This is a genomic window from Lentzea rhizosphaerae, from assembly GCF_042649515.1.
Taxonomy (GTDB): Bacteria; Actinomycetota; Actinomycetes; order Mycobacteriales; family Pseudonocardiaceae; genus Lentzea; species Lentzea aerocolonigenes.
Map to the genome: position 1 here is coordinate 22,764 of NZ_JBHRZI010000027.1, position 25,045 is coordinate 47,808.

20 protein-coding genes are annotated in these 25,045 nt (G+C 68.2%); 13 read left to right on the plus strand and 7 right to left on the minus strand.

Translation table 11 applies throughout. The annotated features are described in order from the left end of the window. The first annotated feature begins 266 nt into the window (after positions 1-266). From ACFOWZ_RS30035 to ACFOWZ_RS30055, 5 genes are read left to right on the plus strand one after another with little or no spacing between them, the layout of a single operon-like run. Positions 267-1,556: an ABC transporter substrate-binding protein gene (locus ACFOWZ_RS30035; protein ID WP_382377271.1), complete on the plus strand. Its 1,290-nt coding sequence runs from the start codon at positions 267-269 to the stop codon at positions 1,554-1,556. Further along, positions 1,553-2,515: a carbohydrate ABC transporter permease gene (locus ACFOWZ_RS30040; protein WP_382377272.1), complete on the plus strand. Its 963-nt coding sequence runs from the start codon at positions 1,553-1,555 to the stop codon at positions 2,513-2,515. The genes ACFOWZ_RS30035 and ACFOWZ_RS30040 overlap by 4 nt, the downstream gene beginning before the upstream one ends. After that, on the plus strand, positions 2,512-3,324 hold the full coding sequence (locus ACFOWZ_RS30045) for a carbohydrate ABC transporter permease (RefSeq protein WP_051782954.1): 813 nt from the start codon (positions 2,512-2,514) through the stop codon (positions 3,322-3,324). The genes ACFOWZ_RS30040 and ACFOWZ_RS30045 overlap by 4 nt, the downstream gene beginning before the upstream one ends. Then, a complete protein-coding gene (locus ACFOWZ_RS30050; RefSeq protein WP_382377273.1) occupies positions 3,321-4,697 on the plus strand; it encodes a GH1 family beta-glucosidase in 1,377 nt (458 codons plus the stop codon). The genes ACFOWZ_RS30045 and ACFOWZ_RS30050 overlap by 4 nt, the downstream gene beginning before the upstream one ends. Continuing rightward, positions 4,694-5,710 (plus strand): LacI family DNA-binding transcriptional regulator, encoded by a 1,017-nt coding sequence (locus ACFOWZ_RS30055; RefSeq protein ID WP_382377274.1) that lies wholly within the window; start codon positions 4,694-4,696, stop codon positions 5,708-5,710. Before ACFOWZ_RS30050 ends, ACFOWZ_RS30055 begins: the two co-directional genes overlap by 4 nt. Before the next feature lies 1 nt (position 5,711). On the opposite strand, the gene ACFOWZ_RS30060 is transcribed toward ACFOWZ_RS30055, so the two are convergent. The 4 genes from ACFOWZ_RS30060 to ACFOWZ_RS30075 form a co-directional block, all read right to left on the minus strand. Continuing rightward, positions 5,712-6,758, minus strand: a complete 1,047-nt coding sequence (locus ACFOWZ_RS30060) for a LacI family DNA-binding transcriptional regulator (protein WP_382377275.1) — start codon at positions 6,756-6,758, stop codon at positions 5,712-5,714. A 188-nt stretch (positions 6,759-6,946) separates the two neighbouring features. After that, positions 6,947-7,747 (minus strand): family 16 glycosylhydrolase, encoded by an 801-nt coding sequence (locus ACFOWZ_RS30065; RefSeq protein ID WP_382377276.1) that lies wholly within the window; start codon positions 7,745-7,747, stop codon positions 6,947-6,949. Positions 7,748-7,989: 242 nt separating this feature from the next. Further along, entirely contained in the window at positions 7,990-8,694 is a 705-nt protein-coding gene (locus ACFOWZ_RS30070; RefSeq protein ID WP_382377277.1) for an expansin EXLX1 family cellulose-binding protein, read from the minus strand. 173 nt (positions 8,695-8,867) lie between these two features. Next, entirely contained in the window at positions 8,868-9,560 is a 693-nt protein-coding gene (locus ACFOWZ_RS30075) for a TetR/AcrR family transcriptional regulator (RefSeq protein WP_382377278.1), read from the minus strand. A gap of 54 nt (positions 9,561-9,614) precedes the next feature. Here ACFOWZ_RS30075 and ACFOWZ_RS30080 point away from each other — a divergent pair, with 54 nt between their 5' ends. The 7 genes from ACFOWZ_RS30080 to ACFOWZ_RS30110 all read left to right on the plus strand — a co-directional run bounded on the left by ACFOWZ_RS30080 (position 9,615) and on the right by ACFOWZ_RS30110 (position 15,945). After that, on the plus strand, positions 9,615-10,442 hold the full coding sequence (locus tag ACFOWZ_RS30080; protein ID WP_382377279.1) for an alpha/beta fold hydrolase: 828 nt from the start codon (positions 9,615-9,617) through the stop codon (positions 10,440-10,442). Then, positions 10,439-11,329 (plus strand): alpha/beta fold hydrolase, encoded by an 891-nt coding sequence (locus tag ACFOWZ_RS30085; protein WP_382377280.1) that lies wholly within the window; start codon positions 10,439-10,441, stop codon positions 11,327-11,329. Before ACFOWZ_RS30080 ends, ACFOWZ_RS30085 begins: the two co-directional genes overlap by 4 nt. Positions 11,330-11,331: 2 nt before the next feature. Continuing rightward, a complete protein-coding gene (locus tag ACFOWZ_RS30090) occupies positions 11,332-12,861 on the plus strand; it encodes an FAD-dependent oxidoreductase (protein WP_382377282.1) in 1,530 nt (509 codons plus the stop codon). After that, positions 12,858-14,168 carry an amidohydrolase family protein gene (locus ACFOWZ_RS30095; RefSeq protein WP_382377283.1) on the plus strand — a complete coding sequence of 437 codons (1,311 nt, stop codon included), beginning with the start codon at positions 12,858-12,860 and terminating at the stop codon, positions 14,166-14,168. Before ACFOWZ_RS30090 ends, ACFOWZ_RS30095 begins: the two co-directional genes overlap by 4 nt. 8 nt (positions 14,169-14,176) lie before the next feature. Further along, a complete protein-coding gene (locus ACFOWZ_RS30100) occupies positions 14,177-14,329 on the plus strand; it encodes a LysR family transcriptional regulator (protein ID WP_382377284.1) in 153 nt (50 codons plus the stop codon). A gap of 418 nt (positions 14,330-14,747) precedes the next feature. Next, the gene (locus ACFOWZ_RS30105; protein WP_382377285.1) at positions 14,748-15,008 is read left to right on the plus strand and encodes an SDR family oxidoreductase; all 261 of its coding nucleotides are present in this window, start codon (positions 14,748-14,750) and stop codon (positions 15,006-15,008) included. 19 nt (positions 15,009-15,027) lie between these two features. Further along, positions 15,028-15,945: a dihydrodipicolinate synthase family protein gene (locus ACFOWZ_RS30110; protein WP_382377286.1), complete on the plus strand. Its 918-nt coding sequence runs from the start codon at positions 15,028-15,030 to the stop codon at positions 15,943-15,945. 36 nt (positions 15,946-15,981) lie between these two features. Here ACFOWZ_RS30110 and ACFOWZ_RS30115 read toward each other — a convergent pair whose 3' ends face one another. The 3 genes from ACFOWZ_RS30115 to ACFOWZ_RS30125 form a co-directional block, all read right to left on the minus strand. Next, positions 15,982-17,871 carry a glycoside hydrolase family 44 protein gene (locus tag ACFOWZ_RS30115; RefSeq protein ID WP_382377287.1) on the minus strand — a complete coding sequence of 630 codons (1,890 nt, stop codon included), beginning with the start codon at positions 17,869-17,871 and terminating at the stop codon, positions 15,982-15,984. Between the two features lie 292 nt (positions 17,872-18,163). After that, positions 18,164-19,294, minus strand: coding sequence for a GH12 family glycosyl hydrolase domain-containing protein (locus tag ACFOWZ_RS30120; RefSeq protein ID WP_382377288.1), 1,131 nt, complete (start codon positions 19,292-19,294; stop codon positions 18,164-18,166). Between the two features lie 50 nt (positions 19,295-19,344). Continuing rightward, entirely contained in the window at positions 19,345-22,263 is a 2,919-nt protein-coding gene (locus ACFOWZ_RS30125; protein WP_382377289.1) for a glycoside hydrolase family 48 protein, read from the minus strand. A gap of 1,001 nt (positions 22,264-23,264) precedes the next feature. On the opposite strand from ACFOWZ_RS30125, the gene ACFOWZ_RS30130 reads away from it, so the two are divergent. Then, a complete protein-coding gene (locus tag ACFOWZ_RS30130) occupies positions 23,265-25,034 on the plus strand; it encodes a glycoside hydrolase family 6 protein (protein ID WP_382377290.1) in 1,770 nt (589 codons plus the stop codon). Positions 25,035-25,045 lie beyond the last annotated feature (11 nt).

Below are 25,045 nucleotides of genomic sequence, written 5' to 3' on the forward strand. Positions count from 1 at the left end.
CGCTCCCAGGAAACGCGCGAACGACAGCGACGTTCCGGACACCGGACCCAGTTGCCGCGCGACCCGGAACGAGCAACCAGGCCACCCATCAGGAACGCTATAAGAGCAGCTCAGGGCAGATTCGGCCGCGATCGCGACGACAGGAGCACCTGGACCTTAGTTACAAGTGGATCAGGATTCCTTGACACCTCGAAGCGCACTGAATCAGACTCTGCCCGTCTGGGAGCGCTCCCAGAATCCGCCGCTGAGACCAGAGGAGTTCTCCCGTGCGTCCCCGCCGTTTGACCAGCGTCCTGGCCCTCGCCGCCATGTCCGCTGCGACCATCACCGCCTGTGGTTCGGGCGGAGCGACGAGCCAGACCGCCGATGGCAAGACCGAGCTGTCCGTCGCGACGTTCAACGAGTTCGGCTACGAGGACCTCTTCAAGGAGTACGAGGCGTCCCACCCCGACATCAAGATCACCCAGCGCAAGGCGGGCCAGGCCTCTCCCCACCACCAGAACCTCTTCACCAAGCTGGGTGCGGGATCCGGCCTGGCCGACGTCGAGGCGATCGAGGAGGGCTACCTCAGCCAGGTGATGTCGAAGGCGAGCCAGTTCAACGACCTCGGCGCGATCGGGCCGAAGGACGTCGCGGGCGACCGCTGGCTCAAGTGGAAGACCGATGCCGCGACCACCAAGGACGGCAAGCTGATCGGCTACGGCACCGACATCGGTCCCCTGGCCATGTGCTACCGCAAGGACCTGTTCGAGAAGGCGGGGCTGCCCTCGGACCCGGAGGCCGTGAAGTCGTTGTTCGCCACGTGGGACAGCTACTTCGCCGCCGGTGACCAGTTCATCGCGAAGTCCGGCGGCGTCGCCTGGTTCGACAGCGCCTCGCAGATCTTCAACGCCATGCACAACCAGCACGAGGTCGGCTACTTCGACAAGAGCGACAAGCTGGTCGTCGAGTCCAACGCCGCGATCAGGGGTGACTGGGACGCGGTGACGAAGGCCGTGGCGAAGGGGCAGTCGGCCAAGCTCGTCGCGTGGAGCAACGAGTGGAACACCGGGTTCAAGGCCGGTGCGTTCGCCACGAAGACGTGCCCGTCGTGGATGCTGGGCGTGATCGAGGCCCAGGCCGGTCCGGAGAACAAGGGCAAGTGGGCGGTCACCGACGCGTTCCCGAACGGTGGCGGCAACTGGGGCGGTTCGTACCTGACCGTGCCGAAGCAGGGCAAGAACGCCCAGAAGGCCGCCGAGCTCGCGGCCTGGCTGACGGCTCCGGAGCAGCAGATCAAGGCGTTCAAGGCGAAGGGCACGTTCCCGAGCCAGGTCAAGGCCCTGAGCGACCCTGCTCTGCTGGAGCAGACCAACGCCTACTTCGGTGACGTCAAGGCCGGCGCGCTGTTCGCCACGCAAGCCAAGAAGGTCGCGGCCGCCCAGTACAAGGGCCCTCAGGACGGCCAGATCCAGGACAACGTGTTCAGCCCGGCACTGCAGTCGATCGAGCAGGGCAAGAACGCCGACGAGGCCTGGAAGACCGCCGTGCAGGAAGCCCAGAAGGCGGCCAAGTGACCACCCTTCTCACCAGGGAGGTGCGGCGCGAGCGAGCCGAGCAGGTTCGCAAGCGCCCGCCCTTCCGGCATCGTTTGTCCAAACTGGACAGCAAGGTGTCGCCGTACCTGTTCGTGGCGCCGTTCTTCGTGCTGTTCGGGGCGATCGGGCTCTTCCCCTTGCTGTACACGGCCTACGTGTCGTTGTTCGACTGGGACCTGGGCGCGGACGACCCGGCGTTCGTCGGTCTCGAGAACTACCGGACGCTGTTCGCCGACGGCCAGTTCTGGAACGCGCTGTTCAACACCTTCAGCATCTTCCTGCTCTCCAGCGTGCCGCAGGTGATCGTCGCGGTGGTGCTCGCCGCGTTGCTCGCCGCGAACCTGAGGGCCAGGACGATGTGGCGGATGGGCGTGCTGCTGCCCTACGTCGCGTCGCTGGTCGCGTTGACGATCATCTTCGGCAACCTGTTCGGGCCTCAGTTCGGACTGGTCAACTCCGTGCTGTCGGTGGTGGGGATCCCGCCGATCGACTGGCAGGCGGACACCTTCGGCAGCCACGTCGCGATCGCGTCGATGGTCAACTGGCGCTGGACCGGCTACAACGCGCTGATCGTCCTGGCCGCGATGCTCGCGATCCCCCGCGACCTGTACGAGGCCGCGGTGGTGGACGGCGCCGGCCCCGTGCGGCAGTTCTTCAGCATCACGCTGCCGATGCTGAAACCCACGCTGATCTTCGTCATCGTCACCTCGACGATCGGCGGACTGCAGATCTTCACCGAACCCAAGCTGTTCGATCCCGCCGGCGGCAGCGGCGGCGGCGCCGTGCACCAGTACCAGACCGTCGTGCTCTACCTGTACCAGTCGGCGTTCCAGCAGTTCGACCTCGGCTACGCCGCCTCGATCGCGTGGACGCTGTTCCTGATCGTGATCGCGGTGGCAGGCCTCAACTTCTGGCTCACGAGGAGGGCCGTGCGATGAAACGTCCTTCCTTCGTGGTCTACGGACTGCTGGCGGCGTTCGTGCTGGGCTCGGCTTTCCCGTTCTACTGGTCGTTCCTGGTGGCGAGCCGCGACAACTCGGTGCTGACCGGCGACTTCACGCTGGTGCCCGGCGGGAACTTCTTCGCCAACGCGGTGCGCGTGTTCGACACCATCCCGTTCTGGAAGGGGCTGGCCAACAGCTTCATCGTGTCCGGGACCGTGACGGTGTCGGTGGTGCTGCTGTCGACGCTGGCCGGGTTCGCCTTCGCCAAGCTGCGGTTCCGCGGTCGCGGCGTGCTGTTCCTGTTCGTCGTCGCGACACTGGCGGTGCCGACCCAGCTCGGGATCATCCCGCTGTACATGGCCATGGCGGAGTTCGGCTGGGCGGGCGAGCTCGAATCCGTGATCGTGCCGAACCTCGTCACCGCGTTCGGGGTCTTCTGGATGCGGCAGTACCTCGTCGACACCGTGCCCGACGAGCTGGTCGAGGCCGCCAGGATGGACGGTTGCAGCCTGTGGCGCGCGTTCTGGCACGTCGCACTGCCCGCTGCCCGACCGGCGGCCGCGATGCTCGGCGTGTTCACGTTCATGCAGTCCTGGAACGACTTCCTGTGGCCGCTGATCGTGCTGACCCCCGACAACCCGACTCTCCAGGTCGCACTGGAGAAGCTGCAGAGCGGCTACTACGTCGACTACTCGCTCGTGCTCGCCGGAACGACTCTCGCGACGGTTCCGGTGCTGATCGTGTTCCTCGTCCTCGGGCGGCAGATCGTCGCCGGTGTGATGCAGGGCGCCGTGAAGGGATGAATGTGACGGACATCGTTTTCCCGCAGGGATTCCTCTGGGGCGCGGCCACCGCCGCGTTCCAGGTCGAGGGAGCGACCGATGTGGACGGTCGCACGGACTCCATCTGGGACGAGTTCTGCCGGCAGCCCGGCAAGGTGGTCGGCGGTGACAGCGGTGAGCCCGCGGCCGACCACTACCGCCGGTTCGCGCAGGACGTCCGGATGATGGCCGACCTCGGGCTGAGGGCCTACCGGTTCTCCATCGCCTGGCCGCGGGTGCGCCCGGACGGTGGCGCCATCAACAAGGCCGGGCTCGACTTCTACAGCAGGCTCGTGGACACGTTGCTGGAGCACGACATCCAGCCGTGGCCGACGCTCTACCACTGGGACCTCCCGCAGCAGCTGGAAGAAGCCGGCGGTTGGGCGGAGCGCGACACCGCGTTCCGGTTCGCCGACTACGCCACCACCGCCGCGGAGGCGCTCGGTGACCGCGTCACCACCTGGACCACGCTGAACGAACCCTGGTGCTCGGCGTTTCTCGGCTACGCGGCCGGAGTTCACGCCCCGGGGCGCACCGAACCCGGTGCCGCCGCCGCGGCCGTGCACCACCTGCTGCTCGGGCACGGCCTTGCGGCAGAAGCGATCCGGGCCGCCACGCCGTACACGCGCGTGGGTATCACGCTCAACATGTACCCGATCATCCCCGCCGACCCGTCGTCCCCTGCCGACCAGGACGTCGCACGGCGGCTCGACGGCCTGCAGCAGCGCATCTTCCTCGACCCGCTGTTCCGCGGCAGGTACCCGGCGGACGTCCTGGCCGACCTGGAGCCGTTCGGCTTCACCCGGCACGTCCGGGACGGCGACCTCGGTCTCATCTCGGCGCCGCTCGACATGCTCGGCGTCAACTACTACACCGAGCACTTCGTCAGCGCCGAACCCGGCGAGACCGCGCCGTCGCCGTGGGTCGGTGTCGGGGACCACTCGTTCCCCCGCCGTGACGCGCCGGTCACCGACATGGGGTGGGAGGTGCGGCCGGACGGGCTCACGTCGGTGCTCCTGCGGTTGCACGCGCAGTACCCGCGGCTGCCGCTCTACATCACGGAGAACGGCGCGGCCTTCCGCGACGAGATCGACGGCAACGGGATCCAGGACCTGGACAGGACCGCGTACCTGGAGTCCCACCTGCGCGCCGCACACGACGCCATCGAGATGGGAGTGGATCTGCGCGGCTACTTCTGCTGGTCACTGCTCGACAACTTCGAGTGGGCAGAGGGATACGCGAAGCGGTTCGGCATCGTCCACGTCGACTACGACACCCAGGTCCGCACACCCAAGTTGAGCGCGAAGTGGTTCGCGCAGGTCGCACGCGGCAACGCGCTCGTCGCCACTCCGTGACCGACACCGGCAGACGCCCCGGCCCGCGCATCGTGGAGGTCGCGCTCGCGGCCGGGGTGTCGAAGTCCACGGTGTCCAGGGTGCTCAACGGCGGGGAGCAGGTCAGCGACCGGACCCGTCAGGCCGTGCACCTCGCGATCGAGCGCCTCGGCTACAGCCCCAACCACGCGGCGCGGACGCTGGCCGGCAGCAAGGCGAACGCGATCGCGCTGGTCGTGTCCGAACAGGGCAGCCGCGTGCTCGCGGACCCGTTCTTCGCCGGTGTGCTGCGCGGCGTGCACACGGAGCTCACCGGCAGGAGGATCCAGCTCCTGGTCATGATGAGCCAGCCGGACGACAACCACGACCTGGTGGCCTACCTGAGCGGCGGGCACGTGGACGGCGCGCTCGTGCTGAGTCTGCACGGAGGTGATCCCCTGCCGCAGATCCTGAGCGCCAGGGGCCTGCCGGTGGTGGTCGGAGGCCGTCCCCTCCTCATCGGCAACGTCCCGTTCGTCGACGCCGACAACTTCACCGGCGCGTTGCACGCGACGCGCCACCTCGTCTCGTTGGGGCGCAAGAGGATCGCGACGATCGCCGGACCGCAGGACATGACCGTCGGCATCGACAGGCTGAGCGGGTGGCGGCGCGGTGTCGGAGAGGCGCAGCGGCCCGCGGACCTGGTGGTGCACAGCGACTTCACGCCCGACAGCGGAGCTTCGGCGATGGAGGAGCTGCTGAGCAGGGCGCCGGACCTCGACGCGGTGTTCGTGGCCGCCGACATCATGGCGCTGGGCGCACTGCGGGTCCTGCGCGCCGGTGGCAGGAAGGTACCCGAGGACGTCGCCGTCGTCGGGTTCGACGACTCCGTGCTGGCCTCCACGGCGGTGCCTCCGCTCACCACCGTGAGGCAGGAGGTCGAGGCACTGGGCCGCACGATGACGTGGCGGCTGCTCGCGGAGCTGGCCGGCGAGGAGGGTCTGCCGCCATCGGTGCTGTTGCCGACGGCGATGGTGTTCCGCGAGAGCGCCTGACTCAGGCGCTTCTCGACGGGTTCGTTCGTCGGGCAAGTGCACGGCCGGGCACCCCGGCCGTGCTCGCGCGTTCGGACAGCTTCGGTTCGAGCAGGGTCAGCGACGGAACGGTCTGCCCGTTGAGCTTGCCGACCAGGAGCTCCACCGCGCGCCGGCCGAGCTCCTCCACCGGCACCCCCACCGAGGTGAACGACGGTGTCGCCTGTTCGGCGAGCTCGTCCGGGCAGATGGCGACCACGGCGACGTCCTCCGGCACCCTGCGGCCCTGCGCGCGCAGGCTGACGGCGACCCGGCCGAGCGCGGCCTCGTTGTGCACCACGAGCGCCGTCGTCGCCGGGTGAGCCCGCAGGAGTGCCCCGGTGGCCTTCAGCACGGAACGGTGGTCACCCGAGGTCGGTCTGATCGTCGACGTGACGCCCCTGCGCATGGCTGCCGCGCCGAAACCGACCATCGCACGATGGGCGAACCCCGTCCCGCGCTGGTAGACCGCCGTGGGCGCACCGAGAAAACCTATGTAGCGGTGTCCCGCGTCGGCCAGGTGCTCCACACAGGCGGCACCCGCCGCCTCGAAGTCGAAGTCGATGCACGTCAGCCCGGCGGTGGTCGCGGGCTGACCGATGAGCACCGAGGGCTGGGCGAGCTGACGCAGCAGCGGTACCCGTTCGTCGTCCATCTCGACGTCCAGCACCAGGAAACCGTCGGCCTGCGCGCTGCCCGCGATCCCGCGCAGACCGCCCACACCCTGATCGGCGGTCATCAGCAGGACGTCCAGGCCGTGGCGTCTGGCGGTGGTGACGGCCGCCGCCACCATCCGCATCAGCACCGGCACGTGCACACCGTCCCGCAACGGCACCGCCACGGCCACCACGTTGGTCCGGCTGGCCGCCGACGTCCTCGCACCGGCGTGCGGGTGGTAGCCGAGCACGCGGATGCTTTCGAGAACCCTCGACCTGGTCGCAGCGGAGATCGGTCGTTTGCCGGTGAGCACGTAGGAGACAGTGCTCGCGGCGACACCCGCGTGCCGCGCAACGTCGCAGATGGTGATCATTCCACCGCCTCCTCGGCACTCACGTCGAAGCGTTTCGACGACATTATTGAATCAATGCGGGACTGCTCAACAGCCGTCAGGTATTTGTGATGACAAGCTGTTTACGTTTTCAGCGGCCCGCACCACGTCAGTGACGGCACGCGCATTCTTCGGAAAACACGGTCTCGGCAAGCCTCACGCCGGGCGGGTCAGACGCGGTTGCGCCCCATGTAGACGTTGCGGGCGCGGTAGTAGGTGTCCGACGAGGGCCCCGGCGAGCCGGACGAGCCCTCCATCTGCAGGTTGATGATCAGCCACATCGGTTTGCCGACGAAGCCGGCGCCGCGGTGCTGCCCCACCCAGTTGCCGTCGAGGTAGTAGTGGATGTCCACGTCGGTCGCGCTCACCTTGGTGATCCACGCCCGGTAGCCGTGCCAGCCGCCGGGGTTGCTGACGTTCACGACCGTGTTCGACCATCCACCGCTGGCGTTGCGGTAGGTGTTGAACCAGTTCCGCGAGTCACCCTTGAACTCGAGGATGTCGCTTTCCGGCGGCCAGCTCGTGGCGCCGGTGAGCCAGAAGGCGGGCCAGGTCCCGCGGGCGGACGGCGCCTGGAACTCGCCCTTGACCTCCCACGACGGGAACTGGTCGTTCACGAGGACGTGCTGTTTCGCGTGGATCGCGCCCGAGTGGTACCGGATCGGGAGGTGCGGGTCGGCGGAGCTGTTGCCCTCGTCCCAGGTGATGCGGGTCGCCTTCACCACCAGAACTCCCCCTCCCTCCAGGTAGACGTGGTTGTGGTCGCTCGGGCTGCCGTACATCCGCGCGGTGCCGTTGTGGTCCGACCCCCAGGGATAGCGGTAGTTCCACGCCGCTTCCAGCGTGTTGTAGTTCGCGAACGTTCCAGAGAGAACGTTTTCCCACACCGCGGCGTCGGCACGGCCTCCGAGTACGACACCCGCCATTCCTGCGGCACCGGCGGTGAGAAAAGTCCTGCGGTTGTGCGTCATTGCACCACCTCCGAATGTTAGCGCTAACATCTCGCTCTGGGAAGTTTATTGCCTGGATCACGTCGCCGACAAGAGCCAGTTTTCACGGCAGCCTCGTACGGAATGAACCGATCAGGACTGAAAAGCTTTTCGGCATCGGCGTCGAAATAGTCGAAACAGGCCGGTACCAGCACGGTGACAGTGCGGACGGGTGGTGACGACCGGGCTCGCCACCACCATCCACTTCGGAACCGAGGCGGCCGTCAGCGCTGCGCGAACTGGAGGTTCGTCGACTGGGCGACGCCCGGCCGGATCGGCAGCGGGTTGCTCACGAGCCGCTGCCCGTAGATGTCGGTGATCGCGATGGCGCCACCGCACCCGGCCCCGTCCTCGGACAGGAAGTAGTTGTAGTCGGTGCGGCGCAACTCCTTCCACCACCCACCGCTCGTCTGCACCTCGAGCCGCGCCACCGGGTTGCGGTGGTCGACCGCCTGGATCCCGCACCACCACTGCGACGAACCGTCCTTGTACCGCAACGAGATCCCGCTCGACATGGCAGGGCTGAGCAATCTCCACGTCACCGAGATCTCGCCGACCACCGGGTCGGCCAGGCGGGCGAAGGCCTCCTTGGTCAGGTCCAGCTGGCCGACCCGGCACGGCGACGGGCACAGGTTGTTGACCCGCACCTGGATGGTCCTGCCGTTGGACGCCCGCACCTCCAGGTAGGCGCCGCAGGCCTTCGACGTCTCGTAGTCGGTCTGGTTCATCGCGACGGTCATTCGGTCGTTGTAGGGCCCGAAGAGGCACGCGCCGTCACCGTCGCTGTCGTACCACGTTCCCGGACCGCTGTAGGTGACACCCGGTTTGATCCTTCCCGCCAGCGGCGCTGTGGCGGCGGTCGCGCCGGTCGCCGCCGCGGTCATGAGCAGTGCGGTGACCACGGACGTGATCAGCCAGCGTTTCAGCATGACTTCTCCCGAGCTCGGTGATGCCAGGACGTCGAGCTGAACCAGCCCGGATTTCCCCGACACCACTCGGGATTCCACGCCGCGGCAGCTCGCGGCGAGCGTGACACAGAACCGAATTCCTCCGAGACGCATTCGTGTCGAATCGACTCGATGCCGGCGTTCGCCAGGAGAAGTCAGCGGGCGTGCAGCTGACGCAATCCGTTGATGATCAGCTCCAGCCCGAAGGCGAACTCGTCCTCCAGCGGCACCGGCAACGAGTCCGCGACCGCGAGCGTGGCCGGGAAGTCGGCGGGCGGCAGCTTGTGGAAGTACGCCGACACCTGCTGTTGCTCGGCCGCGTTCTCGGATCCGGCGAGCTGGATGGCGAAACCCAGGACGTGACGAGCGAGCGTCGCGTAGGCGCGTGCCGCGAGACTCGGAGACAGGCCACCGCCGAGCAGGACGGCCAGGCTGCGCTCCCGCAGCATCATCGCGTTGGGCCCGATCGGCGTCTGCTCCACGAGCAGGGGCGCGACCTTGCGGTGTCTGCCCAGCGTGTCGAACATCGCCTGGGCGAGCGCCTGACAGGCCTGGTCCCAGCTCATCTTCGCCAGCGCCTCGTCATCGAGCTCGACCTCACCGAGAACGCGATCGACCACGTGCCCGACGAGCACCGCCCGGTTGGTGAAGTGGCGGTACAGCGTGGCCGTGCCGGATTCGAGCCGTTGCGCGAGAGTCCGCATGGACAAGGCCTCGGCGCCCTCCTCGTCGACGAGTTGCAACGCCGTGGCGAGGATCCGGTCCAGCGGGACGGCGGGACGGCCACGTGAGCGCCGAGTGGACTCGGTGCCGCCGGCGGCATGCAGAGACGAACTGGTCACACGCATCAGTATTCACCTCCGGTTGACACCCCCCACAATAACGGCAACACTGTAGCCATTATGAAGAGCAACCAGAACCCCACCTCCGGCACCGAGGTCGTCTCGGTGGACGGCCTGCGCGTTCACTACGAACGAGCAGGTCAGGGGCCGACGGTGGTGCTGCTGCACGGCAGCGGCTCGTCGTTGGAGGGCTTCGAGCGGGTGGCCGCGCTGTTGTCGTCGTCCTACGACGTGATCCGCCCGGACCTGCCCGGCTTCGGACGGACGGGGCCGCGGCCGGACCGCGACTACCGCGTCGGGACGTACGCGAGAACGATCGCCCGCTTCATGACCGCGTTGCACGTGCCGCACTTCGCGGTGGCCGGCAACTCGCTGGGCGGCAACATCGCGTGGAACCTGGCGTTGGACGCGCCCGAGCGGGTCGACGGGTTGGTGCTCGTCAACGCCACGGGTTATCCGGGCAAGTCGCTGCCCGCCGGGCTGCGACTGGCGCGCAATCCCTTGCTGCGCCCCGTGTTGCGGCGATGGCTGCCGCGCAGCGCGACCGAACGCGGGCTGCGTGAAGCGGTCGGCCCGAAGTCGGCGATCGTGAACGACGCCATGGTGGATCGGGTGCACGCGTTGACGAGCCGTCCCGGGAACCGGTCGGCGTTCGTCGACTTCGCCAACACGAGCCAGCCGGACCGCAGCGGCGAGATCACACGGATCTCCACCCCGACACTGGTCCTGCGCAGCGCCGAGATCGACGGGCAGCACTTCGCCCGCGACATCCCGAACGCCCAGGAGCGCGTGCACCCCGACGGCGGGCATCTGCTGCCGGAGGAGTACCCGGACTGGGTGGCGACGGCGATCGCGGAGTTCCTGCGCACGAAGGAGGAGCGGCGATGAGGTACTTCGTTGCGTCCGATGAGGACCGTCGGCTCGACGAGACGACGCGGCGCACGCTGCGCGGCAGTTACGTCGAGTTGTCCGACGGTGTGACGCACTACGAGCTGGCGGGCCCCGAAGACGGCGCGCTCGTCGTGCTGGTCGGCGGCATCACGATCCCGTTGTTCTACTGGGACAGGGCCGTCGAGCAGCTGCACGCCCGAGGACTGCGCACTCTTGTCTGCAGCGCCTACGGCCGGGGCGGTTCCGACCGGGTGCGCCGCACCTACGACGAGGCGTTGTTCGTCCGGCAGCTGGCCGAACTGACTGCCGCGCTGGACCTCACTCCCCCGTGGCACGTCGTCGGCACCTCCATGGGTGCTCTCGTCGCGATGGCCTACACGAACCGGTACCCGGAAGCCGTGGCCACGCTCACCGTCGTCGGACCAGCAGGCCTGGGTCAACGTCCCCTGCCACAACAATTGCTGCGCAACGACTTCGTGAGCGGGTTCGTCGCCCAGCGCTTCGGCCGCAAGTTGCTGGAGGGACACCTCGGGCACAACGTCCGCGACCCCGCGCTGTCCGCCGAACTGGTCGCGATGGTGCGCGACGCCTACCGGTTCGAGGGCTCGCTCTACTCGTTCTTCCAGACCCTGCAGGACTTCCCGCTGTACGAGCGGCAGGAGCTCTTCCGCGCGACGGGCGAGCTGGGCATCCCGTCCCTGCTGGTGTGGGGCGACGACGACCAGGTCACCCCGATCACCCACCTCGGCACCGTCACCGAGCTGCTGCGGCCACGACAGACCCACGTCATCACCCAATGCGGCCACATGGCCCCGTTTGAACGGCCCCGAGACGTCGGCGATCTGCTCGCCGCGTTCGCCGTTCCCCACCCAGATCGGCTCTGACCATGAACGACCTCGAGAACTCCCGGACCATCGACGTGCTGATCGCCGGCGCAGGCCCGACCGGCACCACACTGGCGATCGACCTGATGCGTCGCGGCGTGACCGTCCGCATCATCGACAAGGCACCGCATTCCTTCGAAGGCTCACGCGCCAAGGGCATCCAGCCGCGGACGCTGGAGGTGTTCGACGACCTCGGCACGATCGACGACATCCTCGCCGGCAGCAGCGACTACCCGCGTCTCGGCATCCACCTGGGACCGGTCGCCGCACCGTGGCGCATGTTCCGCAACCGCGAGCGCACCACCGACGTTCCCCACCCGAACACGCGGCTGATTCCCCAGTACCGCACCGACAGCGTGCTGCACGACCGGCTCGAACAGCTGGGCGGCCGGGTCGAGTACGGCCAGGAGCTCGTCGAGTTCGTCCAGGACAGCACGTCGGTCACCGCGACGGTGATCGGGGACGGCGGCACCGAGAGGATCACGGCCCGCTACCTGGTGGGAGCCGAAGGTGGTTCGAGCGCCGTGCGCAGCCAGCTCGGCCTGAGCTTCCTCGGCACGACCGACGAACAGGACCGGATGCTGATCGTCGACGCGGTCACCACCGGTGTGTCCCGCGATCGCTGGCACATCTGGCCGGGAGTGAAGGGCCGGTTCGCCGGCGCCTGCCCGCTGCCGCACAGCGACCTGTTCCAGTGGATGATCCGCCTGGCCCCGGACGAGGACCCGCCAGAGGGCGCGGAGGCGATCACCCGGCGGATCCAGGCGCACACCCGCAACCGCAACATCGAGCTGCACGACATCCGCTGGCGGTCGGTGTTCCGGCCCAACATCCGCCTGGCGGAGGCCTACCGCCGCGGCCGGGTCTTCCTCGCCGGCGACGCCGCGCACGTGCACACCCCCGCCGGCGCACAGGGCCTCAACACCGGTATCCAGGACGCCTACAACCTCGGCTGGAAACTCGGCCAGGTCCTCGCAGGGGCCGACGCGCGGCTGCTGGACAGCTACGAAGCCGAACGCCTGCCGATCGCCGCGGGTGTGCTCGGACTGTCCACGCAGAAGTACGAAGGCATCGCGAAGCTCGACCCGTCGAGCCTGCGCCGCGGCAAGGACGAGCAACAGTTGTCGCTGACCTACTACGGCGGCCCGCTCGCACCCACCGACTGCGACCGCACAGCGACGCTGCAGGTCGGTGATCGTGCTCCGGACGCCGAGTTGCTCGGCACGGACGGCGCACCGGAGCACCTGTTCGACTCCTTCCGGGGTCCGCACTTCACGCTCGTCGCCCACGGCCCGAACGCTGCTGCCGCCGGCGAGGAACTCGACTGGCCGGCCACGGGAGCGCCGCTGCGGCGTGTCGTCGTCGATGCCGGGGAAGACTTCTGCCGCAGCTACGGGATCAAGGGGGACACCCTGCTGCTCATCCGTCCCGACGGCTACATCGGGCACATCGCCACGCGGAACTTCCTCGCGTCGACGCAGACAGCCGCTCGCGCGATGACGCCAGTGGCCCGGCAGGAGAGCGTCCGATGACCCGCGTCCTGCTGCGCGGCGCGCAGGTGATCACCATGGCACCGCACCGGCCCGACGCCGAACGGTCCGACGTCCTCGTCGACGGCGACCGCATCGCCGGAATCGGCACCGACCTCGACGACACCGGCGCGGAGATCGTCGACGTCACGGACCGGATCATCATGCCCGGCCTGGTCAACGCGCACCTGCACACGTGGCAGACCGCGTTGCGCGGCGTGGGCGTCAACTGGACGCTCGCGGACTACCTCGGTCGCATGCACGGCGCCGTGGCCCAGCACTACCGCCCGCAAGACATGCGCACCGGCACGCTCGCGGGCGCGCTGAGCCAGCTCGACCGCGGCACCACGACCCTGGGCGACTGGTGCCACAACACCCCCACACCGGACCACACCGACGCGGCGATCGACGGCCTGCTGTCGTCCGGCATCCGCGGGGTCTTCCTGCACGGCACCCCGTACTCCGCCGCCGACGCGGCCCACCCCGTGAGCGAGATCGACCGGCTGCTCGACGGACCGGCCGGCACCCACGCGTTGCTGACCTTCGGCCTGGCGGTCCGCGGCCCGCAACTGTCCACTCCGGACGTCGCGGTCGCCGACTTCCGCGCCGCCACCGAGCGCGGGATCGTCGTGTCGATGCACCAGAGCGGCGGAGCACCGGGACCGGGGTGGGAGGCCGTGCGGACTGCCGGGCTGCTGAGCCCTTCGGCCAACGTCGTGCACGGCGCCGGACTCACCGACGAGTGGATCAAGATCCTGGTCGACGAGGGAGCGAGCATCACCTGCACACCCGAGAACGAGCTCGGCCAGGGCCACGGCTCCCCCGTCACCGGTCACCTGCTCCAGCTGGGTGCCGCGCCGTCACTGGGCACCGACACCGACGCGATCGCGCCCGCCGACGTGCTCTCCGCCGCCCGGATCGCACTGGCCCACCAGCGCGGCCGCGACCACGACCACCACCGGCAGACCAGCGGCACGTTCTCCCTCACCGCGACGATCACCGCCAAGCAGGCGCTGGCCTGGGCAACGGTCGAAGGCGCCAGAGCGCTCGGCCTCGACGACCGCGTCGGCAGGCTCGAGGCGGGCATGCAGGCCGACCTCGTCGTGATCGACGGCTCCGCGCCGAGGACGTGGCCGGTCACCGATCCGGTCGCGACGGCGCTGTACGCGGGCGCCGGTGACATCGAGGCGGTCATGGTCGCCGGGCGCTGGCGCAAGCGGCAGCACGCCCTCGTCGACGTCGACCTCGACGCGCTGCGGGGACAACTCCAGGAGTCGGCGGACCACCTCCTGCCCGGCCTCGCGGGCTGACCGCTGCCGTGCGCCTGCGTCAACTCGAGTACTTCGTCGCGATCTGCGAAGCCGGTTCCTTCAACAGGGCCGCGAACGAACTGCGCGTCGCGCAACCGTCGCTGTCGCAATCGCGGGGGCTGGTGCCGTCCCGTCCGGTGTTGATGAGGGGCGGGAAATGAGCCCTGTGGTGGTGGATGAACGGAACCTTCATCCACCCCAGGTCGATAAAAGTTCCGTTCATCAACAACGCCTGGCGTGTGTGCACGCTCTCACCGGACATATCGGGCGGACTGAGGACTTTGCCGGAGCCCTGAACCTGAGGTTCGGGAAAGCTCCCCTCATCAATCTGGCGACAGGGTCGATGGCTGACCTCTGTGCACTCTGCGTCACCATCCCGGTTGCCGTGCCCGGCCAAGTTCGAAGACCCGGTTTGAAGCCGCGAATCACGGGTGTCCAGGGCCGAGCTCCGCAACCTCGGACAGCCGTTTCCCGTCACCGACGGTAATAGGCAAAAACCATCCGGAGAACACGATTTTGGTATTTGCGCGCCCGGCACGGAAACCGGTTCCGTCTCATCGGGAAAACGGAAGGGGCGCGATGGATCTCGGGATCGCAGGCCGGGTGCCGGCGGAGCGCTCGGCAGGGCGGTTGTCGAAGACGCTGGCTCGCGAGGTCGGCCGCGTCGGCGTCACCGTCAACGTCGTCGTCCCCGGCCGGATCGGCACCAGTGCCTCAATCCCCGTCGGCCGCTGCGGAGACCCCGCCGAGCACGCCGCGGTCGTGGCGTTCCTCGCCAGTCCCCCCCAAGTCACCGGGTCGCTCGTGCGGGCCGACGGCGGCCTCGTCCCCAGCACCTGATCGCGAGGAACACCGACCCATGAGCCTGATCAACCGGTCCACCCGAGGCGTCTACGCGATCGTGCCCACCCCGTTCCACCCCGACGGGCGGCTGGACCTCGACTCGCTCCGCCGGCTCGTCGACTTCTACGCCGCGGTCGGGGTCGACGGCCTGACCGTGCTGGGGCAGACGGGCGAAGCGCCGAAGCTGACCCAGGACGAGTCGGTCGAGATCGCCTGGGCGGTTCTGGACCGGACCGACCTGCCGGTGGTCGTCGGCGTGTCCGCCCCCGGCTTCGGCACGATGCGCACCCTCACCGACCAGGTCATGACGAGGGGCGCGGCCGGCGTGATGATCGCGCCGCCCACCACTCTCCGGACCGACGACCAGATCGTGGGCTACTACACCCAGGCCGCGACGGCGCTCGGTCCCGACGTCCCGATCGTCGTGCAGGACCACCCGCTGACGTTCTCCGTCGTCATGTCCGTGCCCGCGCTGCGCCGGATCGCGTGCGAGACGCCGTCGGTGGTCATGCTGAAGCACGAGGACTGGCCGGGGCTGGAGAAGATCAGCGCATTGCGCGCGGCGGAGGAGAACGGTGAGATGCCGCGCCTGTCGATCATGTGCGGCAACGGCGGCCTGTTCCTCGACTTCGAGATGGCACGGGGAGCGGACGGCGCCATGACCGGTTACTGCTTCCCCGAGCTCCTGGTCGACGTCGTCCGTCTCACCGGTGACGAACGGCACGAGCTCTTCGACGCCCACCTGCCGCTGATCCGCTACGAGCAGCAACCAGGGGTGGGGCTCGCGGTCCGCAAGCACGTCCTGCACCGGCGCGGACTCCTGCGCAGCGACGCCCAGCGCAAGCCGGAACGGACCCTCACGAGGACCGAACGGGACGAGGTCGACCTGCTGCTGGAGCGCCTCGCCAGGCGCGACACCCGCACCTGGCTGTGAGGCCGGTCGGGCAGACCGGCCTCACAGCGGGCCTGCTCAGACGGGGATGCAGGTCAACGTGGGTGCGGCTGCTCTGCCGGTGGCTTGGAACCCGAAGGTGGTCCTGCCACCCGCACCGACCGAGCCGTTCCACCCGGCATCACCTGCGACCACGCGCGTGCCCTCCTGCTTGAGGGTCGTGCTCCACGAGTTGGTGACCTGCTGACCGGCGGGCCACGTCCAGCTGACCCGCCAGCCGGTCAGCGCCGCGGCGCGGTTGTTGGTGACGGTCACCGTCGCGACGTGCCCGGTGCCCCAGTCGCCGTTGACCTGCAGGCTCGCCGAGCACCCGGCCTGCGGCAGAACCAGCAGGGTGATGGAGTTCGCGGGATAGGTCGCGTCGACACGACCACCCGCCACCGGGAGATCGCCGCCGCGCACGATGTGGCCCAGATCGGCGGGGCCGTACGTGAACCGCTGCGCCGCACCGGTGCTGTCGAACCCGGCCAGCGACAGCGGCGAGGTCAGGTCGCCGCCGGTCTTGTTCACGACCACGACGGTCAGCGCCTTGTCGGAGGTGCGTTCCGCCGCGTACACCGACAGCTGACCCTGGTCCGCGGAGCTCGCCGACACGCTGACGTCGCCGAACCGGCTGCCCGCGCCGTCGTAGTTGCGGTACATCCGGAACGCGTAGGCGCCCGGATCGGTCGGCTTGGGCTCACCCCACATCGTGGCGAGGTCGAGGCCTTCGCGCCCGAAGACGCCCAGGACGTCGGCCTGCGCCAGCGCGCCGTTGATGTCGTCCAGCGCACCCCAGTTGTACTCGGTGATCGCGGTCTTGGTGCCGGGGTAGTACTGGTTGATCCACGACTTCATCGTGCGGATGAACTGCAGCGGCGGCGCGTTGACCCCGCCGGGGCCGATCCAGGACTCCTCGACGTACGTCGGGTCCCACAGCGACCGGATGGACCGCAGCCGCAGGGCGTTGGCCTCGGGCGTCTTGTCACCGCTGATCTGCGGGTAGAAGTGCTGGTCGAAGTAGTCCAGGTAGCGCGTGCCGCCGTGCGCGTCGCTGTAGTCCTTCATGTTCTTCAGGTACCACTGGGAGAGGTTGAGCCCGCCGTGCGCGGCCGAGTCGGCACCCGGCCCGCAACCGTCCACACCGGACGCGACCCACTCGCAGTACCCCCAGCCGGACGGGCCCAGCACCGCCGCGCTCGGATCGGCGGCCTTGATCGCCGCGGCGGTCGCGGTGCCCTTGTCGCCGAGTTCGTCCATCGACACCAGCTCGGGGTGCACATCGCGATGCGTGTGGGCCCACAGCACCGGTTCGTTGTCGAGCTCGTAGATCGGCACGCCGCCCTGTGCCGCCGTGCCGAACCTGTTCACCAGGTGCGACACCATCTCACCCGCGAACGCCGCGCCTGCGGGGATCGAGCTGTCGGTCGGCACGCCGGTGAGGTTCTTGCCGTCGAGCTGACCGTTGCCGCAGTTGGGGTCCCACTCGTCGAACCTGTCCTGCTGGGGGAACCGGGTCGCCGGGAAGCCGCACGCGAACGGGTGCGACGACGGTGAGTCCTTGGCCACCCAGCCGACCATGGGCACGGTGACGACCGGTTTGATGCCGCGGCCGAGGTTGGAGCCGACCACGCCTTCGACGGAGTGAGCCTCGTCGGCGACGATGTTCTCGAAGAACCAGTCGCTGCCGGTGTTGTAGGTGCGGTTCTTGAAGTTGTACCGGCTGGACGCGTTGCCGCCCCAGCGCGCCACCGTCTGGCCGATCTCGGCGTTGAACGCCGGATCGCCACCGTTGAGGCCGTAGATGCCGGGACTGATCGCGTGCCGGGCCGCCGCGACGTCCACCGACAGCGCGGGTCCGGCGGTCGCCGCCGCCGCCGCACTCCCGGCTGTCTGGACGGTGAACGCCGCCGCGACCAGAGACGCCACCGCACCAGTGGCCACGAGCGTTCGCGACTTCCGTAATCGCCGATTGTTCGCCACAGAGTCTTCCTCTCGCGTCATTGCGTCGAATTTCCCCGCACTCGACGCTGGTGCCTAATCAGGTGCGGGTCAAGTCATTCACAGGCGCTTCGACCACATTCGAATCGAACAATGTTCACCGGAAATGCGTTCACGCGGATTCGGAAAGAGCTGGGCACGCCGAGGGCCCGCAGGCCGTCCACACCGGGCGGGTGGCGCGAACGGCCTGCGGGGGATCGGGGACGGCTTCAGGACAGGTTCACGAGCACTGCGCACCGTTGAGCGTGAAGCCGTTCGGCGCCGCGGCCTGTCCGTTGGCCTGGTAGCCGACCGTCACGCTCTGGCCGGGAGCGAGGTCGGGGTTCCAGCCCGGCGCGGTCGCCGTGACCGTCGAGCCGCTCTGCGACACGGTCGCGTTCCAGCCGTTGGTCACCGAGACACCGGACGGCGCGGTCCAGGTCGACCGCCAGTTGTTCGCGGTCGACGATCCGCTGTTGGTGAGCGTCACCTCGGCGGTGAAGCCGCTCCCCCACGAGTTGGTGATCCTGTGCGAGGCACGGCAGGCCGCAGGACCGCCGGGGTTCGGGGTGGTCGTGGTCGTGGTGGGGCCACCACCACCGCCGTCACCGGAGGGCGAGAACGAGAAGGAGTTCACCGCGAGCCCGGGTCCGCCCTGCCAGGGTTCGAACCCGAACTGCACGCTCGTCAGGTACCAGGAGGTCTGCACCTGGCCTCGGCGCACGGCGTCGTTCGCGAACTCGGCGAGGTTCAGGTTGAGCGAGCTGGTGGTCTGCTGGCGGACGTAGGAGATGACGTTCCAGCCGATGTTGCCGACCCAGACGTCCCAGCCGGTACCGGCGAGGGACGCGGTACCGACCTTGCTGCCGATGGGCTGCGGCGGACCCTGGTGGCTGCCCCAGATCATCAGCTCGGCGCCGGTGTTCTGCCCCGACTGGTTGGGGTTCGGGTCGAACCACAGGTCGTAGGAGGCGTTCCAGGAACCGCTCGCGGTGCTGTAGGAGACGCTGGAGGAGAGCGTGCCGAACCTGTTGACCTGCAAGGGAAGTCCGCTGCCGCTGGAGCAGTTGCCGTAGTGGCAGCCCGCGTAGATCGACGGGTAGGCGGCGGGCGCTCCGTTGGTCGGCACGTTGTGGTTGCCGGAGGTGATGGCGAAACCGTTGTCGGAGACGCTGATGCACTGGCCGTCGCTCGCGCCCCACTCGTTGTTCTGGACGACGTACCGGCCACCCTGGATCTTGGTCGAGCCGAACTTCTCGCAGATCGTCGTGGCAGCGGTGGCCTCGGGTGGGCTGAAAGCGACCACCAGCCCCGCCACCGCCGTGACGGCGGCCAGTAGCAGTGCCGCCGGCCGGAGGGTTCGAACACGCATCGCGAACAACTCCTTTGTTGATCGGGGGTGAGGGTGCCGGCGCCGACCTGCTATCCGAAGAGCTCCGCGTGCAGCGAGAACGCCGTGGCGATCTCGGCCTGCGCCCAGAACCGGTGGTAGGTGAAGGTCGGAGCAGGACCGCCGTCGAGGTAGCGCTGCACCTTCGGCCAGTCCGGGTCGTTCTTGTAGAAGGAGCGGATCGACAGGAACGTGGAGTCCTGGCCGATCTTGTCGCCGTTGGGCATGGTGCCCGTCCAGCCCGGCGGGACGTACACGCCCTCACCGGTGGTGGCGTTGTACTTGTCGTCGAACCGGTTGTAGTCGGTCCGCGTCTCCGGGATGGCGATGCCCTTGGCGTCCTGGTGGGACAGCAACGCCGTCAGCAGACCCTCACCCGTGGTCCGTGCCGGAGCGTTGCCCGACTTGGCCGCGTAGTTGAGCAGGGTCTTGGCGAACGATGCCGCCACGCCCACGTCCTGACTGTGGTTGAGCACCTTCACCCGCAGGTTCGCGTTCGCGCCCGGCGAGGTCGGGTTCCAGTTGTCCGGCGCGCCGGTCCACTCCATGTCGGACGGGATCTGGAACGCCCCGTTCGCACCGACCGTGGTGTTGGCGAGCGCCCACGGCACCCACTTGTCGAGGATCTTCTTGGCTCGCGGGTCGCCGGTCTTCTGGTACAGGGCGGCCGTGCGTTCCATCTGCCACACCTGGAAGCCGAACCAGCGGTTCGACGGCGGGTCGCGCCACACCGGGTGGGCGTCGTAGAACATGCCGTAGAAGGTCGGCGTGCCGGCGGGAGGCGTGCCGTAGTGGCCTTCCCAGCTGTTCGTGACACCTCCGGCGATGGCGCCGTCGGACGACTGCAGCCACTGCAGGAGCTCGAGCTGACGGTCCATGCTCTTGGCCCAGTCCTGCTGGCCGGTGGCCGACTTCGGCTTCAGCGAAGGAACGTTGGCCAACGCGTACGCCGCCAACGGGTTCTGGTAACCCTGGTGCGAGGCACCGTCACCGATGCGCCACGCCCAGCCGGCGCTCGTGTCGGTCGCACCGCCCCAGGCGTAGTACCAGGACATCAGGTAGTGCTCGCTGTCCTTGCCGGTGGCCGCGGGGCACGTCGTCGGGCTGGTGCAGTTGCCGATCTTCTTGAAGTACTTGTCGAACATCGCGTACCTCAGGTAGTCGCCCATCTTCGCGGCCTTCGCGAGCTCGGGCGCGATCTGCGACTGCTTGCCCTGCTCGGTCGCCCACTGCTCGGCGAACATCGCCACCTGCACCGCGCGGGCGTCCGCGTCCGGCGCGTTGGTGTACTTCCACTGCTTGGCGTAGGACTTGTCCTTGGTGAACAGGTCCAGGTAACCGTTGGGGCCACCGTGCTTGAACGTGTCGCAGGACGGCTGCGGGATGGTCTCCCACACCGACTCCGACGACCCGCGCTGGTAGGTGTTGATGTACGACGGCGCCGTGGTGCCGTCACCGCACCGGCCGAAGCCGAGGGTGTTGTCGACGTCCAGCAACCAGTGCATGCCGTAGATGTCGTCCGTGCCGTACGCCGCCTTCAGCTCGGCCGCGATCGGATCGGCTCCCACCGGGACGCTGCTGTCCAGTTCGGACGGATAGCCGGTCATCTTGTCGTGCTCCGGCGCGTACGTCGCGGGCTTGGCCGCGTTGTACTTGTCGTTGGTCGGCTGGTCCGCCTTGGCCGGGATGATGAACTTCTCCATCGACGCCCACGCCGACTTGAACGGAGCCCAGTCGCCGCTGATCTTGCCGTAGCTCGCCTCCAGCCACAGGTAGTAGCTGAACGCCTCGGAAGTCGTCTGGTGCCCGTGGTCGGGCGCCTCGACGTTCAGCGTCTCCACCGCGTGGTACGGCACCAGCAGTTCGCCGAACTTGCGGAAGTAGCCGCTGGCCGGGTCCTTGATCTTGTTGTACTGGGTGAGGAACGCCTCCTGGAACTTCGGGATCGTCGAGGAGATCTCCTTGGCCGTCACCGAAGCCGGCGTGAAGCCGGGCGCGGTGGCGGAGAAGACGGCCGACGCCAGATCACCGCCGTTGGCAGCGGAGGTGACGGTGACGTTCTGCGGCGTGTTCCAGTTGGTCGTGCTGAACGTCAGCGACGTCGGCGCCGCGGTGAGGTCCGCGCTGCCCGACGACCGGGCGACCGCGACGGTGACCGAGGACGACGGCTGGCTGGCCAGCGTCACCGCGAAGGTCGCCTTGTCGCCCTGCTTGACGTTGATCGTCGCCGGGGAGGCCACGATCGTCGCCCCGGCCAGCACCTTCACCGGCACCGGCGCAGTCGTCGTTACGGCGCCGAGGTTGTCGGTCGCGCGTGCGGCGACGGCGTGGTCACCGACGGACGCCCCGGTCCACGATCCCTCGTAGGGAGCGGTGGTGTCGGTGGACAGGACGACGCCGTCGGCGATGAACTCGACCTTCGACACCGTGCCGTCGCTGTCGGACGCGGTGGCCGCCAGCGGAATCGTCTGTCCACTTTGGAAGGACTGCCCGGCCGTCGGCGAGGTCACCGCCACCGACGGCGCCTTGTTGGCGCCACCACAGGACACACCGTTGACCGCGAAGTCGGTCGGTTTGCCGTTGGCCCCGCCTCGCGTGCCCTGGAAACCGAAGGCCACCGAACCGCCGGCGGGGATGTTCTTGTTCCAGTCCACGGGCGTGACGCTGACCTTGGCACCGGACTGCGTGTGGCTGCCGTTCCACAGGTTGGTGATCTGCTGACCGTCCGGGAACGTCCAGCTGAGCGTCCAGCCGTTGATGGGGTCGCCCTCGTTCTTGATGGCGACGTCAGCGACGAAGCCGTTGCCCCAGTCGCTCGTGATGCTGTAGTTCACCGAGCACGCCACCGCGGCCTGCGCGACGGCCGGCATCACCGCCGCGGTGACGATCGCAGCCGCGACAAGGGCGACGGGCCCACTGCGCAACCGTCCCGCTCTGGTCCGGTACCTCATTCGTTCCTCCTCCGTCACGGGTCAGCCGTTGACCCGCGGGCCTGGATTCGGTGCGGGACGCCTGCGCACGCCGAACGTCCCGCACCGAGGTGTGAAGTCACTGCTCACCCGGCAGCCGTGGCGAAGTCCGCCGCGCCGGGTGGTGCAGGAGCTGCGCTTGCCGCGGGAGGTGCCCGCGAAGCGGTGGAGCTAGCCGATGGGAGTGAGCGGGGTGAGCGCGCAGAACCGGAATGGTCTGCCCGACAACCCGGGTTCAGCCGGGGCCGACCGCGCGAACAGGACTGCCGCAGTCGCTGATGTCGCTCTCGACATGCGCCGGTGCATGTGAGCCTCCAATGACAGGGGGATTGCGAGAGGCCGACCTGGGAGCGCTCCCAGAATGCGGACTGTAACGGACAAGAAACCTCACCAAAAGAGGGTCAACCCACAATTTGGTCCAACTGCCGACATCAAACCCTCGAACATCCGCCGATTGTTCGCCCGCGCTACGCCAAAGGGCGGGCAAACGCGGGCAGAGCCCTCAGGTCGGTTCACAAGCGTGAAGACCGGCCGACGCTGAATCGATACGAGCACCAACGCTTGTGCCGCCGTTCGGCCCACAACAGGGCGAGACGAGTTCACATCGGCGAACCGTTACATCGGCTAATTAAGATTTACTAGGCCGTATGGCCTTGCCATTTCCGCCACTCGACACGAGCTGCAGCACCCTCGAAACAGATTGGACAAAAGTTTCCGGGACGTTATCCGTCACCGAAACGGCCCAACACCACACACGGCGCATCTACGGAAAGTAACTTGCACGTGCAAGGAAATCGTTACACGCCAATTCCCCGCAGGAGGCTTGACCCCAAAGCACCACTGAGCGTGCAAAGGTACCGACCACTGATCGTTGATTCGTAGTTCGACGAATTCTTCCTGAATTGGTCTTTGTTGGTTACTGTCCCGACCTCACTGGGAGCGCTCCCAGATCAGCCCCGGCAACGATGCTGTGAGGACCCCTCATGCGATCAACGAATCTGGTGCGCGGCGGATCAGCCGTCGCGGCACTGACGCTCTGCGCGAGTGCGCTGGTACTGGTGGGCAACCAGGCCAGTGCGGCCGCCGGGTGTTCGGTGGACTACCAAGCCAACCAGTGGGACTCCGGATTCACCGCGAACGTCACGGTGAACAACCTGGGTGACGCGATCTCCGACGGCTGGACCCTGGAGTGGGACTTCGGCGGCAACCAGCGGATCACGAACCACTGGAACGCCACGATCACCCAGTCCGGTCAGCACGTCACGGCGAAGAACCCCGACTGGGCAAAGGGTTTGGCGACCGGCGGGTCGCACAGTCTCGGCTTCCAGGCCTCCTTCTCCGGCACGAACGACAAGCCGTCGAGCTTCAAGCTCAACGGCACGGCGTGCACGGGCGGTCCGGTCGAGACCACGACCACCACCACCACGACGACGACCACCACGACGACCTCGGAGGACCCCGGACCGGGGAACCCGGGCGACCACGTGCCCAACCCCTACGCGGGTGCCGCCGGCTACCTCAACCCCGACTACGTCACCCAGGTCAACACCCTGGCGACCAGCACTGGTGGCGCACTCGGCACGGCGATGCGCAAGGTGGCGGAGAACTCGACGGCCGTGTGGATGGACCGCATCGGCGCGATCACGGCGGGCCGCGGCCTGCGCGGTCACCTGGACGAGGCACTGCGTCAGCAGGCCGCGGCCGGCCGGCCCCTGGTGTTCCAGGTCGTCGTGTACGACCTGCCCAACCGCGACTGCTCGGCGCTGGCCTCCAACGGTGAGCTCGAGATCAGCAAGAACGGTCTGGCGCGCTACAAGGCCGAGTACATCGACCCGATCGCTTCGATCCTCGGTGACACGAAGTACCGCGACCTGCGCATCGTGGCGATCATCGAACCCGACTCGCTGCCCAACCTCGTCACCAACACCGCCAAGCCCAAGTGCGCCGAGGCCAAGTCCAGCGGCGCGTACGTGCAAGGCATCCAGTACGCGCTGAACAAGCTGAGCGCGATCTCGAACGTCTACAACTACCTGGACATCGCGCACTCCGCGTGGCTGGGCTGGGACAGCAACATCGTGCCGGCCGTGCAGCTGTACACCGACGTGGTCAGGGGCACCACCAAGGGCTTCGGCAGCGTCGACGGTTTCATCACCGACACCGCGAACTACACCCCGGTCGAGGAACCGCACCTGGCCGATCCGATGAAGACGGTCGGCGGCCAGCCGCTCAAGTCCGCGAAGTTCTACGAGTGGAACCCGTACTTCGACGAGGCCGACTTCGGCGCCGAACTGCACCGGCGATTCGTGGCGGCGGGCTTCCCGTCGAGCATCGGCATGCTGGTCGACACCTCCCGCAACGGCTGGGGCGGCGCGAACCGTCCCGCCGGAGCCACTGGGTCCACTGTGGACGACTACGTGAACTCCGGACGCGTCGACCGCCGGCTGCACCGCGGCAACTGGTGCAACCAGGTCGGTGCCGGTATCGGCCTTCGCCCGGTGGCCGCGCCGCGGCCGAACTTCGACGCCTACGTCTGGGTCAAGCCGCCGGGTGAGTCCGACGGCATCGCGACCAAGACCAGTGGCCCGAACGAGGAAGGCAAGCAGCACGACCCGATGTGCGACCCGGCCTTCCGCGGCGACCAGCAGTCCAACGGCGGCAACCTGACCGGCGCGATGCCGAACGCACCGCACGCCGGTGTCTGGTTCCCGGCCCAGTTCAAGATGCTCGTCGAGAACGCCTACCCGGCTCTGTAAGGGGATACGTC

Coding starts and splice junctions, on each gene's coding strand:
- ACFOWZ_RS30045 (WP_051782954.1), top strand. CDS start 2,512: ATGAAACGTCCTTCCTTCGTGGTCTACGGACTGCTGGCGGCGTTCGTG.
- ACFOWZ_RS30050 (WP_382377273.1), top strand. CDS start 3,321: ATGAATGTGACGGACATCGTTTTCCCGCAGGGATTCCTCTGGGGCGCG.
- ACFOWZ_RS30060 (WP_382377275.1), bottom strand. CDS start 6,758: ATGATCACCATCTGCGACGTTGCGCGGCACGCGGGTGTCGCCGCGAGC.
- ACFOWZ_RS30065 (WP_382377276.1), bottom strand. CDS start 7,747: ATGACGCACAACCGCAGGACTTTTCTCACCGCCGGTGCCGCAGGAATG.
- ACFOWZ_RS30070 (WP_382377277.1), bottom strand. CDS start 8,694: ATGCTGAAACGCTGGCTGATCACGTCCGTGGTCACCGCACTGCTCATG.
- ACFOWZ_RS30075 (WP_382377278.1), bottom strand. CDS start 9,560: ATGCGTGTGACCAGTTCGTCTCTGCATGCCGCCGGCGGCACCGAGTCC.
- ACFOWZ_RS30080 (WP_382377279.1), top strand. CDS start 9,615: ATGAAGAGCAACCAGAACCCCACCTCCGGCACCGAGGTCGTCTCGGTG.
- ACFOWZ_RS30085 (WP_382377280.1), top strand. CDS start 10,439: ATGAGGTACTTCGTTGCGTCCGATGAGGACCGTCGGCTCGACGAGACG.
- ACFOWZ_RS30090 (WP_382377282.1), top strand. CDS start 11,332: ATGAACGACCTCGAGAACTCCCGGACCATCGACGTGCTGATCGCCGGC.
- ACFOWZ_RS30095 (WP_382377283.1), top strand. CDS start 12,858: ATGACCCGCGTCCTGCTGCGCGGCGCGCAGGTGATCACCATGGCACCG.
- ACFOWZ_RS30105 (WP_382377285.1), top strand. CDS start 14,748: ATGGATCTCGGGATCGCAGGCCGGGTGCCGGCGGAGCGCTCGGCAGGG.
- ACFOWZ_RS30110 (WP_382377286.1), top strand. CDS start 15,028: ATGAGCCTGATCAACCGGTCCACCCGAGGCGTCTACGCGATCGTGCCC.
- ACFOWZ_RS30120 (WP_382377288.1), bottom strand. CDS start 19,294: ATGCGTGTTCGAACCCTCCGGCCGGCGGCACTGCTACTGGCCGCCGTC.
- ACFOWZ_RS30125 (WP_382377289.1), bottom strand. CDS start 22,263: ATGAGGTACCGGACCAGAGCGGGACGGTTGCGCAGTGGGCCCGTCGCC.
- ACFOWZ_RS30130 (WP_382377290.1), top strand. CDS start 23,265: ATGCGATCAACGAATCTGGTGCGCGGCGGATCAGCCGTCGCGGCACTG.